A 13,491-nucleotide genomic window follows, 5' to 3' on the forward strand; every position below is an offset into this window, starting at 1 on the left:
GGTTACTCACCTCTGGCCTTATAATGCAGCTCCGCCTGGCGGCGCAGATACTCCAGCCCGGGGGCAATTGCCATCGCCCAGGCTGTGAGGATCTCTTCATCGCAAAGTGGATCGCAGGCGCGCACGGTCCTGAGCATTGCCTCCCGCCAGAGGCCGAAAAATCGCGGTGGCAGGCCTAGTCCTTCATCACTCTGCTCCCGCGCCAGGCGTTCCAGAAAATCGGGTACAAACAGTGCACCGTCAACGGCAAGCATGGCGAAAAAGCTCTTGAAGATCGTCTGCTGGCCATCTCCGCCCTGGTCCCGGGCAAAGTGCTGTTCTGTCTCCGGTGACATATGGACAAACGTTTCCCAGAACGTTTCAAAAAAGTGCCGTTTATCATTCTCCGGCAGGACGCGGTTCAGGCTGGCGTCAAAGAGATCGCGATAAAATTTCATGGTGCGGCCCTCAAGGCACGTTCGCCGGGCAGACAGAGGCCGGGCGGATTGAAAGGATCCGACGTGCGGCGGGCAAAATAGCCATCATTCTTCACAAGGCCGTTTTCAAACAGCGGTCCGGCGTTGTGTTTGTACAGCAGCGCTTCCAGCACCATGGCGTTCGTCGAGAGGGTTAGCGTCGGGTTGATATCGCCGGTGGCCTCAACGCGGCCCTCAAACCAGCCCTGTTGCGGGTTATTCAAGTGTCGGGTTATAGCCATCAGGGCATCGGTATATTCGTTTTCCCACAGCGTCCAGAGCATGAAGACCGCTTTGGTGGTCACCTGTGCCAGCCGGGGATAGCTTTTACCGTCATCGCCCAACGTATTCCAGGCGTAACCATTCCCCCAGACGGTGTCCTCGACGTGCCATGGCGCCTGAGAGAGGTAAAAATCGGCGCGTGCGGTGAGTATGCCGTCGTGCTCCCAGCGCGTTTTTTGGCTGAGCCATACTCCTTCGGCCCGGGCGCGCAGCCTTTTTTGAATATCGACGGCCACTCCGGGAGCCTGCCAGCCAAACTCCAGACCCGGGAGCATCGCGGGGAGGGTGGAGAGCAGCGATGGCTGCCAGGTTGTTCTTGGATCGCGCGCGTCAACGGCGAGGCTGCGCTGGTACATGATGACGTTCTGGGAAGGCGGGGAAAATGCCTTGCCCGCCGGGAATCCCCACAGCCGAAACGCGCTGGCGGCATATTCGCTTTCACCCAGCCGCAGTTCGTCGCGTACCAACAGCTGTTCGTTCTGCTCGGACGCAGACCACAGCTCCCCGTCTTTATCCACCACCGGACAAAAATTCCAGCGCAGGATGATTTTTTCCAGATATTCGCGGTACTCAGGTGCTCGCTCGGCAGTGAGACGCAGGGCCAGCATCAGCCGCGCCATATCTTTCGCCGACCATCCGCGCTGCGCCGGTTTTCCTGTGAAATCGATGGGCGTGGCCGTACGGCTGGAATAGAGTCTGCCTGGCGTGCGGGTTTCGGTCAGCGTCAGGCGATTGAGTGTTCCGAGCAGGCGCGTCAGCCGTGCATCAAACTCGGCCGCCTGGATCAGACCCAGCTCGCGAGCTGCCAGCAGGGCGATAAGCGTATCGCCCATTTGCCACAGCGTAACGCGTGGCTGTTTATCGCTACCGTTGACCAGCCCTGTCTGAGGCTGGGTGTTATTCTCAAAATAGCGCCAGGCGATACCCGCCCACTCCCGCTCCTGTGGGGTCAGGCTACTGATGCGAGCGGTGGTGTGCCAGCCGCCTTTGGTCAGCCAGCGCCACCCTGCGCTTTCGCAGCTGAACAGGGCGAAGGCGATAATAAGAATGAGGACGGCGGCAGCCAGCCAGCGGGCTAAGGTCTTAAGCATTGTGCGGTCACCGGCGGCAGTTTCACAGGCTCGTCCGTATTACAGGTAGCACATTGACAGGCCTGGCAAGCGGGTTTGGTGCGCAGAGTGGTCCCGGTTTGTTCACACCATGTCTTCACTGCGGGCGTACTGTTCAGGAATGGACGGTTGCGCGAGGCATTATTAGGCTCAAAGAGATCCACCAGCTTTTTTTCCCACAGGGAAGGGGCAAAGTGGGGATCTTTGGGATTATCGCTGTTGAACTGCAACAGCTTGCCCTCTTTTTTGAACAGCAATGCTTCAAGCATGATGCCGTTGTTATTGGCCGTGAATTCTTTGATGGGGCCGTCGCCGTTTTCGTACAGCCCTTCATAGTAGCCTTTGCCCGCCTCGTTGGCGTTTTCAATGGCGTCCAGCAGGCGGTCGGTATAAGGCGAATTCCAGAGAACCCACATCCCGAGCGCCGCTTTCAGAGAGACGGCGGCCGTATTGGGAACGTACACGCCTTTATCGGTGATGGTGTTCCAGTTGAAGCCGTCGCTAAAGACGGTGTCGTAGACGAAGTAGGGTGACTGATCGAGTTGATGCTCAGAGCGAGCAGATAAAATACCGGTGATGGCGTAGCGATTCTCCTGAGCCTGGTAAACCCTGTCGGCGAAGTTTTTCATCCACGGATGGGTGTAGTCACGCGGGCTGTTTTCCCTGTCCGTCGGTTTGTCGAAACCAAATTCGAGGCCGTAAAGCACATAGGATTCGGTTACGACGTAATTATGCTGGCTGGTAAGGCGCGGATCGCGCGAGTCATAAGGCACCATTACGCAGTAGATCTCAGCCAGCTCGTAGGGCTGAGGCTGGCTGGCCTGACAGGTGCCAAAGCCCCACAGCGCAAAGCCCGCTGCACCATACTCTTCGTAGCCCAGCCGCCCCTCCTGCACGTACTTTGGCTGGCCATTTTCCAGGTAGGCTCCGTACATCATTCCACAGGGGTTGATGACGTTGGTGAAGTTCCATCCCAGCAGCACGTTATCAATGCTGTTGCTGTATTCCGGATAGCGCTCCTTAATGACCTTCAGCCAGATCAACATCCTGCCGATGTCCAGCGCCGAGAAGCCAATCTCGCCAGGTTTGTTCTGGTAGTTAACCTTCTGACCTGTGATGGTGTTATAGGCTTTATTGGGCAGTTCGTTGCGGAATAAATCCAGTTTGTTCAGGGTAGCGAGTAATTTCAGCATTCTGCGATCGAACTCAGCTTTATCAATAATCCCCAGCTCCCTTGCGGCCATCATCGCGGCCATATAAGAGGCGCTGTCCCACATAGTGGTTGAGGGGTATTTATTAACGGCATTTACCAGGCCGGTAGTGGGCTGATAGTTAGCAACGAAATATTGCCAGGCGTTTTTGGCAATAGTCATCTCGCGAGGCGTGAGTTCGCCGCTACGCGGTGGGTAATCAGAAGCGGGAAGTCCAGCCGCTGCCTGTGCCGCAGAGAGTGAGAGCCAGCACGCCACAAGCCCGGCCAGAAGAGGAAAAAAGAGTATTGATTTCAGCTTCATGGCTTCGCTCCTGCTGAAGAGGTTTGGGGAGTGGCGGGGCCAGGGCAGGCCAGACAAAGCATCTGACCGTGGGCAATGTAAGCCAGGCTTTCGAGGACGACCGCATTGGTATCGGCATCAACGATCTCGTTCACGCTGCTGTTGAGGTTAAGCCCGCGCTGCCAGCCCTTGCCTGGTACCTGTAGCTTTTGCACCTGCTGGCGCAGTGCTTCGCTCCAGCCGTTGCGGAACAGGGCGTACCAGGCAAAGGCGGTGCGGGTTGAAGTCATCGCCGTTTGCTCCGGCGTGGCGTCAAGCAGAGCGCTATTTTGCAGCGGCTGGCGATTGGGCAGATCGTTGACGTAATCCGGCGCGGGCTCGGCGTAATCGGTGCTGATCGGCGGCTTGCGGACCCGAAGGCTATGTCGACGCTGTTGGATCTGCATTATGCGCCATGTGATTTCTGCGCTCTGCGCATCAAAACCCAGCTCAAGCCCCGTTAATAAATAGGGAAGGCTGATAAGCGAAGGTTGGCGACCCCACGGCGTGCGCAGCCCCTCGTCAGGCACCATTATTCCGTCGATGTCGATCATCTGCTGCCCTTCTGGTGGATTCGTCACTGCCAGTCCCGCCGCGCTGTCGATCAGCCGAAGCGTATGGCTTGCATAAAGACGATAGCCGAAGCTGTTTCTCGGCTCGTCCGTCGCCAGCGCCCAATGGTGGAGCGGGACCGCGGCCTGGCTGGTGGTGTTATTGGCAATCAGGGCGCCCATCTTCCAGCGATCGAGCAGATTGCGTACGGCGCCAGCGTGCTGAGGATAGCGCCACAGCAGAGTTTGCAGGGCGTTAAGCAGGCGGCCCATGCCGATAGCCGAGGCGTCCGGTTTGCCCAGGGTCTCCAGCGTGTCGGCATGGTAATAGGCGGCGGGCAGCCCCTGAGGATTGAGTGGAAGGCTTGCGAGGGCCGCCAGTGCGGCCGCGATGCGTTCATCAAACTCCTCGGAAGTAAGAACGTTGAGCTGCCTGGCGGCTGCAACCGCAAAAAGATAGCTGCCGGTGCTCCACAGGCTGAGCCAGGGTTCGCCGTCGTGCGCGTTGGCCAGACCATTCGGCTGCGTGTTGTTCACATAATATTGCCAGGCCACCCGCGCCCAGATGGCTTCTTCGAATGTCAGTTCACGCGGAGCGGGCAAGGGTGGGAAATCGTTACTCAGCGATATCCCTGCGCTGCTCTCAACGCGTGTCGGCATCTGTTTTTCAACCCAGACGACAATAGCGAATCCCAGCAGAAAGCCGAGCAGAATGGTGAGGTAGCTGCGGGCTGACAAAAGTGCGTCGCGTTTTCTCATTCGCTCACCTCTTCTTCAGCCGGAGTCCACATGGCGGCGAAGATCAGCGGCACCATGGCGGCAATGTTGACTGCACCCCAGAAGATATTGATAACGTAGCCGGACGGATCGTCAACCTGCCCACGTGCAACCTGAATACCGCCCCAAATCAGCCCCGCCAGCGTGAGCACGACGATGGCGATTTGCGGTTTCACCAGGTATAGAAACCGTCCCGTCTGCCTCTCTTTGGGGGTAACGTGGAATTTGATCTGCTCTCCGCGCAGGACTGTGTTGAGCGCGCGCAAATTCATGGAGAAGAATGAGAGATACGATGCTCTGCCATCCCAGGCTGATATTCCCCAGGTGCCGAACATAAACGCCAGCTCCGAAACAATAAAAAAGGGCAAAAAATGAAGATAAAAGGGTTCAGACCAGGCTGATACAGGCGGAATGCCGGTAAACAGGTAAACAATGGGCGATATCAGGAAAACAGTGTTCCACACGCAGGCCAGATAGGACCAGAAGGTGGTGGCGTACATCAGCGTTTGCGGCAAAGAGAGCTTAAAACGGCGGCGGCTGAAAATATTGTCATGGAACAGAATATCCAGTGAACCCGCGGCATATTTGAAGCGCTGGATCATCCACGTCAGCATATCCTGCGGTGAGAGCATTTTCGATTCGATCCGCGGGTGCATTACCGAGCGCCAGCGGCGGGCGGCATCGCCGTGGAGCAGGATGGAGGTATAAATATCTTCTGAAACGTGAAATTTATAGGGCGTGAGTTCCGTGTCGAAGGCCACGTGGGGACGCATGGCGTCCTGAAGGGTTTCACGCATGACGGGATCGCGAATGTCCCGCGTGTGGCGATCGATCTCTTCTTCTATCGTCCAGACGTAGCTGCGCAGCGCTGCCTGCATTACCGCTTCGCGCCTGTGTATAGAGGCCGCACCGCAGCAGAAGGCGGCGTTGGCCCAGTTTCGCCGTCGCAGAATGACGTCATAAAACATGCGCGGATCGTTAAAAAAGGGATCGCGGCCAACGGTTACTGGCCCGATAAGCTTCTGGGCGAGCCATCCCAGCCCGTATCCCGTTTTGCCTGCTTTTCGCCCAAGCCAGCGCGCGAGGTTTTCCCCCTCCGGCAGGTCGAAGAACCACTGCGGTGTCTGAACCCAGGCCACGTCAGGGTCACGAAAGTAGCCCAGCGTGTGGCTGAGCAGAGTGGGGAAGACCCGGGTATCGGCATCGCAAATGATAAGGAAATCACCGTCGGTTTGCTCAAGTCCGTTTCGCAAGTTACCGGCCTTAAAGCCAATATTGGTCTGGCGGGAGATGTAGTTTGCGCCTTCCTGATCGCAGACGGCTTTCATCTCCGGACGCCGGCCATCATCGAGCACGTGCACCTTGTAGTCCAGCGGGCCGGGGTAATCCATCTTCATGGCGTCCCGAATTGAAAGCCTGACCAGCTCAACATCTTCTGAATAGGTTGCGATAAAAAGATCGACCTTGATGGGTCTTGAGGCTTCCGCGTCTTCGGAGCGCAGGCAATCATTGATCTCAATCGGGGGCGGATTTTGCGGCGGATCGTCTTCTTTCCACAGGTTTATGGTGAATAGCACTGTGCCGATCCAGGCCAGGGTTTCAGCCAGCACCAATGGAATGGCATACCACAGCGCGTCGGTATTTAAGGAAGCTGTCCAGCGCCAGTAAATATAATTAGCGCCTAAAATCAGCGAGGCAACCGCCAATACCTGCCATGTTAACATGACCCATCGCGGTGTCTTAAGCGGTTCAGGCGGCTGGCGATGTTCAAAACGGGTAAAATAAAAATCCATAGAGAAGGATATCCTGTTTCCACGATAGTTATTAATAACAGACCCGTTACTGACAGGGAGCGCAAAACGGAATCTATGGTCACTCCCGTTTTTGCAACACCGATTTTGACGATAAGTTGGCTTGCTTGAATCTATCCGGCGTCTGAATGGGATTTTATTCCCGCGCCTCGATGAGTTCCGCGCCTGATGAACCTCCAGAAAATATACGGCTTCAGCGAGCCTTTCCGTTTTACAGGTTCCTCAACAGGCCGGTGGGCCGTTTGTATCATCAATATCAGTATTCGCAAAACCAGATGAATGATTGTTTAAACTGGTGTATTTCTGCCTTTATGCTTCGTAAGTTTGCTGTCGCGCCGTCAGTGCCCAGGCTATTCTGGCCAGCTTGTTTGCCAGAGCACAGGTGACGACAAAGTTGCTTTTCCGACACAACAACTCCCTGACCCAGTCGGCCAACTTGCCAGACTGGTGTTCCAGTTTTTGTATGAATACCCTGGCACACTGAACCAACAAAGTTCGGATCTTTTTGTTGCCCCGCTTGCTAATCCCTAACAATGTCGTCCGACCTCCCGTGCTGTACTGTCGGGGTACCAGCCCTGTTGCCGCCGCAAAGTCACGGCTGCTGGCGTACTGCTTCCCGTCGCCAATCTCAGTTGAAATAGTACTGGCAGTCAGCGTTCCAACGCAGGGAATACTCAGCAAGCGCTGTCCAACCTCATCTTCGTCCAACTTTCGTTTCAACTGAGATTCCAGATCTTTAATCTGCTCAACAAGATAGTGATAATGCTGTTGTAATTTCAGCAGTAACTGGCTGAGATAAAGAGGCAAACTACTGTCCTCAAGAAGGGTACTCAGTCGACTAATAACGGCAGCACCTCGCGGAACGCTGATACCAAATTCCAGCAGAAAAGCATGCATCTGATTAGTTGTTTTCACCTTATCCTGAACCAGGGATTCACGGACACGATGCAGAGCTCGCATTGCCTGCTGAGATTCGGTTCTGGGCTGCACGAAACGCATAGATGGACGTGATGCTGCTTCACAGATAGCTTCAGCATCAACGAAGTCATTTTTGTTGCTTTTAACGAATGGGCGGACAAATTGCGGTGATATCAGCTTTGGAAAATGCCCTAACTCTGCCAGCTTGCGTGCCATAAAGTGAGAACCGCCACAGGCTTCCATCGCGATGGTTGTTGCTGGGCATGTCGCCAGAAATTCGATTAGCTTTGGTCGGGTGAATTTTTTACGGTAAACGGCCTTCCCACGATGATCCTGACAATGAATATGGAAAGAGTTCTTACCCAGATCGATACCAATAAGCGCAATGTTTTCCATGATGGTTCTCCGAATGAAAGCCTGTCCTCAGCATAGTACTGGGAAGGAGGGAGTGACCATCTCATTAAATAACGTCCGTAAACAAAAAGTAAAGTAAGTGTAGATGGCGGAGGAAATAATTCCAGAGAGGTTAAAACTCGATTGTTTACACGCGCTAAAATAACTGTTAACTACGCTTAATAATATTTGAAGCGTTATCAAAAATTGCCAGATGCTTTTGTTTACGCTATCTAAATAAAATACAAGAAACTTTTTAGCATGGAGAACGCGACGCCCCATGAGCCAGATTGCGCCTGTGCTTATAAATAAAGACGTTGAAAAACCAACGACATGGCGTTACATCGCGTCGGATAAACGTGATTTACGTATTGATTTTATGCGCGGTATCGCCTTAGTGATGATGGTGGTGGCGCACACGGAAGTGATGTCGATATTTAATATATTTACCTGGGAAAGGTTTGGTCTGGTCACCGGCGCTGAGGGTTTTGTGATCCTTTCAGGATTTATGCTGGGAATGTTAAACCGTGTAAGATTGCAAAAAGCAGTATTGTTGACTATATCCTGGGGGCTTTATCTGCGTGCATGGAAAATATATCGGATAAATATCATCATTATTCTTTCATTTTTACTGTTAGGATATCTGCCGTTTATTAACGTCTTTGAGGTGACCCATTTTACCGATCGTTACTCAGGTACAACCTGGTCACTGTATCCGGTGACGCCGCAAATTAAAGAAACCTGGTTTAACATTGTCCTCTACCTGCAAATTGGCCCTCATCAAACGCAAATCCTTGGGCTCTATATTTTTCTTCTGCTGTTAAGCCCCCTGTTTTTGGGGATGCTCCAGAAAGGATACGTCTACTGGCTGCTGGGTTTATCGTTGCTCGTCTACGGCGGCTGGCAGATGTGGCCGGTACGCGCTACGCCGTCTCAGTTTGAATTCGCGTTTCCGCTGCTGGCCTGGCAGTTTATTTTCGTGCTGGGTATGTGCAGCGGTTGGTACAAAGAGGATTTGATCTCTTTTGCCCGTACGCCCGCCGGTAAGGTCGTGCTCGTGGCGCTGGTGATAATTGCGCTGCTTCTTGGCTTTATCGCCCAGAACCATACCAACCCGTTTATGCCGCCCGCACTGCTAATGCACAGCCTCTCGCCGGAGGACTTCAACGCTTTTTATCATACCTGGGCGGCAAAAAATGGCCTTGGGCCCGTCAGGGTACTTAACGATATCTGTCTGATGGTGACCGTCTATTTGGTGCTGACCTGGTGCTGGCTGCCCCTGTATCGCCTCGCAGGCTGGTTTCTTATTCCGCTGGGTCAACATTCGCTTTATACCTTTATTTTGCATGTCTACGTCGTATTTCTGGTAAGCCAGTTCGTCACGTTCGATCTGTGGCGCCAGGACTGGATAGTGAACACCTTCATTCACGCTGCGGCGCTGGGCGTGCTGTGGCTGATGGCGAAATATAACGTCGCCGCGCGCTGGATACCTAACTAAGGAAGGGCTGATGCGGGATAAATTTTTGCTGACCTGCGCACTGCTGTGCGTTGCCACTGGCGCAGAGTCGGCGCCGAAGGACGATGCGGATTCACTACGTGACAAGAACGGCGAGCCGGTGCAGGCTGGCGTGTTCACCAGCCGCTGGGGTCGCCTGTTCTCCGGTAATGAAGACGTCTTCTCTGGCGCGCTGAGCTTTAGTTCGGGACTAAAAGAGCAGTGGATGACTATCCCTAACAGCTCGGACACCGCAGAGCAGAAACGTAAATACAACCAGACGCTTAATCTCAGCCTGCAATACTCACCCTACAGTTACTGGTTTGCTAACGTGACATCGCGTTTGCCGGTGACGGACACCAGCCGCTACACGGCCGATTTTCGTTACAGTTTTGGCTATGATGACTGGCATGCCAACACTTTCAGCCTGGTGTACAGCAATTACGGGGATAACCGCTTCTGGACGTCAGGAAACCGTCGCCACACCTATTTTGAGCAGGGGGCCGTGACGCTGGCGTATAAATTTTCACTGCCGAAACCGATAGAGAATACGCTCCTGATTAACAAAGGCGACTCTATCATTTGCCAGATGGGCTACAGCTGGGTTCCGCGTTATTACGATCTGGACAGCAACGATATCCGCAAAAACAAGAACGTGGTATTGGGCGGGTGTGGTTATACCTTTAAGCAGCACTTCTTCGTGCGCGCCACGGCGTTCTGGTTTCCGGACAGCAGCCAGCAACAGCCCTGGAACGGCGATTACAGCTATAGTTTTGGCTATGCGGGTTATACGCCAGGTTCATTCTCTGTTCAGTATGCTAACTACTCCGGCACCCGTTACCCCGGTCACCAGAGCGGCAGCGGTAAATTCCGGGAAGGCACCGTCAGCGTCATCTGGTTCTTACCGATTTAGGAGGGCGTATGTTTTCACAGCACGTCCTGATAGTTGAAGACTCACTGGTTTATCGTCGCCTGCTTAGCAGAATGCTGACGCAGTGGGGGTATACCGTCTACGAGGCGGAGAACGGCGTTGCCGCGCTTGAGATCCTCGAAAACCAGCCAGTCAGCCTGGTGATCAGCGACTGGGATATGCCGGAAATGGATGGCCTGACGTTGTGCCGGGAGGTTCGCAGCCGTCAGTTCGGACATTATGTTTATTTAATTTTGCTTACCGCACGCGAAGAGCCGGGCGATCTGACGGTGGGGTTTGACGCCGGTGCGGATGATTTTCTCAACAAGCCGGTCGAGCAGAGTGAGCTGCGGGCGCGATTGCACGCGGGGGCACGGGTTCTGTCCCTTGAGGCCACGCTTGCTACGCGTAATGCACGCCTCAGTGAGGCGTTAAGGCAGATAGAGCAAGACCTTGAAGTGGCGGCGCGGATCCAGCAGTCGGTTCTGCCTGCGCATCAGTTGCGTTACCGGGATTACTTTGCAGACTGGATTTTTTTGCCGTCAGCCTGGGTGTCCGGCGATATTTTCAATGTCTTCCCGCTGGACAATCACCTGGGATTCTACTGTGTAGATGTGTCGGGGCACGGCGTTGGTGCGGCGATGATGTCACTTGCCGTGGCCCGTCAGTTTCTGCATGGCAGGGCGGTAGAGCGTTTTCTGTTTGCGGACGATAGCGACGTTGCCTCCCCTGCGGAAGTCGTTCGGATCCTGAATGGTCGCTTTTGCAGCGAAGAGGTTGAGATAATGAGTTATTTCACCATGATTTACGGTGTTATCGACCTGACAACAGGTGAAGGCAAGCTTTGCCAGGCCGGGCATCCTACGCCGTTCATTGTGAACCCTGGCGGCGAGGTCAGGACGGTAGGTGAAGGCGGCGCGCCGGTAGGATTGATGCCGGATCTCAGCTGGTCAGACGTAAGCTTCTCGCTGGCGCCGGGTGAGCGCCTCTGCCTGTTTAGCGATGGCATCACCGAGTGTGAAAATCCTGACAACGAACAATTTGGTCAGGCTCGTTTGCAGCGTCGGCTTCAGGATGACGCCACGCTCGCACTGGAACGGCTCTTACCGCAGTTTGCGCAGCATCTTATACGCTGGCGCAGCGGAAAATGCCGTGAACAGCAGGCCATGGCAGACGATGTTTCCTTATTAGTGATTGAGCGTACAGGAGTAAACGATGAACATTGATACAGACCGACTGGACGACGTAAACATTATGACGCCTTCGGTGCGCCGACTGGACGCCTCGGTGGCGGCGGTATTTAAGGAAGCTATTGCCCGGGAGATTGGGGTGGATCGTAAGGCCCTGATAGTCGATTTCAGCAAAATCGATTTTATCGACAGCAGCGGCCTTGGCGCACTGGTTTCCCTGCTGAAGATGATGAATGGTAAAGGTGAAATGATGCTGTGTGCGCTGAACCCCGGTATACGCAACATGTTCACCCTGACCCGTATGGATCGCATATTTCGCATTTGCCCGGATCGCGCTACGGCACTTTCGCATCTAAATCAGTGAGTTGACTGTGGCTAACGACATTACTTTTCCCGCCACGTTAACCTCCGTCTCGCCGCTTGCGGCATGGCTTGAGCGTCAGATGGCTTCGCTGTCCGTTAGCGATGACTGGCGCTTTGCGCTCGATCTCGCCGCCTGTGAAACGGCTACCAACATTATTCGTCATGCGCTACATGAGGATCCGGAACGTTGCTTCACCGTGGAGTTCATCGTTACCGTCTCGGACGCGGCGCTGCGTTTTACGGACGATGGCGATAAATTTCCCGCTGAACGTCTCGCGGCGGTGCGTGACGACGCGACGTTCGATGCCTCTCTTTTGGCTGAAAGCGGCAGAGGACTGAAACTCATTTTGTTGTATGTGGATAATTTCACGGTAGAAAATATTGCAGGGAAAAATATCACCGTTCTGGAGAAGAGGATGGTCGGATAATTGTGACGTTTAAGAAGGTCCGATCAGGGCGGTATGTGGGTATTCACAATGGCGCAGTGATCAATCTGCGCCAGTATCGTGATGACGAGCACAAGCCCAGTCAGGCCTCCGCCTGCCATTTTGCCAGTATTGCACCGGCCCGACGGGCCGTGGCTGGCAGGATGTCGGCATCCGCCACGTAGCCATCAGGATCGATACAGCGATTGTGTTCTCTCGCCTCGTGCAGAATCGCCTCGTCCCAGTAGAGGCGCTTACGCTGATCGCCCCGGGTCGTCAGAATAAACTCCACATTGCCATCAACCGAGCGGTAGCGGCGCCAGCTGTTTGCCGGAATGGAGATCACCGAACGTTCCGGGGCGATAATGCTGACTTCCTTACCCGCCTCGTTCCAGGTCACCTCCAGCTGGCCTTTAAAGACCATGATCACCTGAATATCCGGGCAGAGATGGCGACCGACAATGTGGTCGTCAGCAAGACGCAACCATTCGACGGAAAAACCGTGCGGGCTCAGGATAGCGGGAGCGGAATCCCGATCCTGTGAAATGCCGAAACCGATAACCGGCGCAATTTCGCCGCCGTGTCCCGGCAGCACCGAATCCAGCAGTCCCTGTGCTGACCAGCGGCGGTCATCGCCGGTTACCGCACGCTGGCGCATCTCCTCAACGCTGTAGTCACGCAGACTGGCAATATATTGCTCTGACAGCGGCGTCAGCAGCGCGGCGGGCTCGGGCGTTGGTTCACCTGGCTCCTGCGCAATCAGCATATTATCCTTGCTGAGATACATACCGTATTCGCTGGCAGCCGCCAGCACTGACGGGTGCCAGATGATGCCGCCCGTGTTGTCCCCGCCGAGCACGGTAAATACCATGCCGCAGGTATCTTCTTTACTGACGTTGGTGAAACCGCGGAAGATCCAGGTCGGTATTGAGAGGATGGTGGGCGCGCTAAATTCAGCTTCATGCTCGCCGTTGGCGCCCCAGCGAAAACGCCACGTCCCTTCATGGATCAGGAACACTTCTGCGGTGAAATGCAGATGCAGGTTATTCGTCACCCCTTTTGGCATAGCCGCCGCGCCAATGTTAAAGCCGTGCGGCTCGGGAATATTGACGACCTGCTCGCTGGACTGGGTTACACCCGGGCCGATGAAGGAATAGTTTTGTTTGAGATGCGAGCCGGGTAGCTTGCAATCAATAAAAGCAAGATTGCAGGAGACCATATCGTCGGGGGCGATTAACCGTGTTCGTGCCTGGCTCTGGGTAAGATGGATAGTTTTCATC

The 13,491-nt window shown here is 54.5% G+C and carries 12 protein-coding genes; 5 read left to right on the plus strand and 7 right to left on the minus strand.

The window, feature by feature from the left end; genetic code table 11:
• Positions 1–2 precede the first annotated feature (2 nt).
• The 6 genes from CU081_RS09630 to CU081_RS09655 all read right to left on the minus strand — a co-directional run bounded on the left by CU081_RS09630 (position 3) and on the right by CU081_RS09655 (position 7,831).
• On the minus strand, positions 3–437 hold the full coding sequence (locus tag CU081_RS09630) for a globin (protein ID WP_022651691.1): 435 nt from the start codon (positions 435–437) through the stop codon (positions 3–5).
• On the minus strand, positions 434–1,828 hold the full coding sequence (locus tag CU081_RS09635; RefSeq protein WP_022651690.1) for a DUF3131 domain-containing protein: 1,395 nt from the start codon (positions 1,826–1,828) through the stop codon (positions 434–436). Before CU081_RS09635 ends, CU081_RS09630 begins: the two co-directional genes overlap by 4 nt.
• Entirely contained in the window at positions 1,813–3,360 is a 1,548-nt protein-coding gene (locus tag CU081_RS09640; RefSeq protein WP_022651689.1) for a DUF3131 domain-containing protein, read from the minus strand. Before CU081_RS09640 ends, CU081_RS09635 begins: the two co-directional genes overlap by 16 nt.
• Positions 3,357–4,688, minus strand: a complete 1,332-nt coding sequence (locus CU081_RS09645) for a DUF3131 domain-containing protein (protein WP_003862249.1) — start codon at positions 4,686–4,688, stop codon at positions 3,357–3,359. The genes CU081_RS09640 and CU081_RS09645 overlap by 4 nt, the downstream gene beginning before the upstream one ends.
• A complete protein-coding gene (locus CU081_RS09650) occupies positions 4,685–6,499 on the minus strand; it encodes a glycosyltransferase family 2 protein (protein WP_022651688.1) in 1,815 nt (604 codons plus the stop codon). The genes CU081_RS09645 and CU081_RS09650 overlap by 4 nt, the downstream gene beginning before the upstream one ends.
• Before the next feature lie 327 nt (positions 6,500–6,826).
• Positions 6,827–7,831, minus strand: a complete 1,005-nt coding sequence (locus CU081_RS09655) for an IS110-like element IS5075 family transposase (RefSeq protein WP_000427614.1) — start codon at positions 7,829–7,831, stop codon at positions 6,827–6,829.
• 277 nt (positions 7,832–8,108) lie between these two features.
• Here CU081_RS09655 and opgC point away from each other — a divergent pair, with 277 nt between their 5' ends.
• From opgC to CU081_RS09680, 5 genes are read left to right on the plus strand one after another with little or no spacing between them, the layout of a single operon-like run.
• A complete protein-coding gene (opgC, locus tag CU081_RS09660) occupies positions 8,109–9,326 on the plus strand; it encodes an OpgC domain-containing protein (RefSeq protein WP_003862253.1) in 1,218 nt (405 codons plus the stop codon).
• Positions 9,327–9,336: 10 nt separating this feature from the next.
• Positions 9,337–10,236, plus strand: a complete 900-nt coding sequence (locus CU081_RS09665; protein WP_022651687.1) for a hypothetical protein — start codon at positions 9,337–9,339, stop codon at positions 10,234–10,236.
• Positions 10,237–10,244: 8 nt separating this feature from the next.
• Positions 10,245–11,459, plus strand: a complete 1,215-nt coding sequence (locus tag CU081_RS09670; protein WP_022651686.1) for a PP2C family protein-serine/threonine phosphatase — start codon at positions 10,245–10,247, stop codon at positions 11,457–11,459.
• Positions 11,449–11,787 (plus strand): STAS domain-containing protein, encoded by a 339-nt coding sequence (locus tag CU081_RS09675; protein ID WP_003862258.1) that lies wholly within the window; start codon positions 11,449–11,451, stop codon positions 11,785–11,787. The genes CU081_RS09670 and CU081_RS09675 overlap by 11 nt, the downstream gene beginning before the upstream one ends.
• Before the next feature lie 7 nt (positions 11,788–11,794).
• Positions 11,795–12,214 (plus strand): ATP-binding protein, encoded by a 420-nt coding sequence (locus tag CU081_RS09680; protein ID WP_022651685.1) that lies wholly within the window; start codon positions 11,795–11,797, stop codon positions 12,212–12,214.
• A 100-nt stretch (positions 12,215–12,314) separates the two neighbouring features.
• On the opposite strand, the gene CU081_RS09685 is transcribed toward CU081_RS09680, so the two are convergent.
• A complete protein-coding gene (locus CU081_RS09685; protein ID WP_022651684.1) occupies positions 12,315–13,490 on the minus strand; it encodes a hypothetical protein in 1,176 nt (391 codons plus the stop codon).
• Position 13,491 lies beyond the last annotated feature (1 nt).

Source organism: Enterobacter sp. CRENT-193 (assembly GCF_002787395.1).
GTDB lineage: Bacteria > Pseudomonadota > Gammaproteobacteria > Enterobacterales > Enterobacteriaceae > Enterobacter > Enterobacter hormaechei_C.

Coding starts and splice junctions, on each gene's coding strand:
- CU081_RS09630 (WP_022651691.1), bottom strand. CDS start 437: ATGAAATTTTATCGCGATCTCTTTGACGCCAGCCTGAACCGCGTCCTG.
- CU081_RS09675 (WP_003862258.1), top strand. CDS start 11,449: ATGAACATTGATACAGACCGACTGGACGACGTAAACATTATGACGCCT.
- CU081_RS09650 (WP_022651688.1), bottom strand. CDS start 6,499: ATGGATTTTTATTTTACCCGTTTTGAACATCGCCAGCCGCCTGAACCG.
- CU081_RS09645 (WP_003862249.1), bottom strand. CDS start 4,688: ATGAGAAAACGCGACGCACTTTTGTCAGCCCGCAGCTACCTCACCATT.
- CU081_RS09665 (WP_022651687.1), top strand. CDS start 9,337: ATGCGGGATAAATTTTTGCTGACCTGCGCACTGCTGTGCGTTGCCACT.
- opgC (WP_003862253.1), top strand. CDS start 8,109: ATGAGCCAGATTGCGCCTGTGCTTATAAATAAAGACGTTGAAAAACCA.
- CU081_RS09655 (WP_000427614.1), bottom strand. CDS start 7,831: ATGGAAAACATTGCGCTTATTGGTATCGATCTGGGTAAGAACTCTTTC.
- CU081_RS09670 (WP_022651686.1), top strand. CDS start 10,245: ATGTTTTCACAGCACGTCCTGATAGTTGAAGACTCACTGGTTTATCGT.
- CU081_RS09640 (WP_022651689.1), bottom strand. CDS start 3,360: ATGAAGCTGAAATCAATACTCTTTTTTCCTCTTCTGGCCGGGCTTGTG.
- CU081_RS09635 (WP_022651690.1), bottom strand. CDS start 1,828: ATGCTTAAGACCTTAGCCCGCTGGCTGGCTGCCGCCGTCCTCATTCTT.
- CU081_RS09685 (WP_022651684.1), bottom strand. CDS start 13,490: ATGAAAACTATCCATCTTACCCAGAGCCAGGCACGAACACGGTTAATC.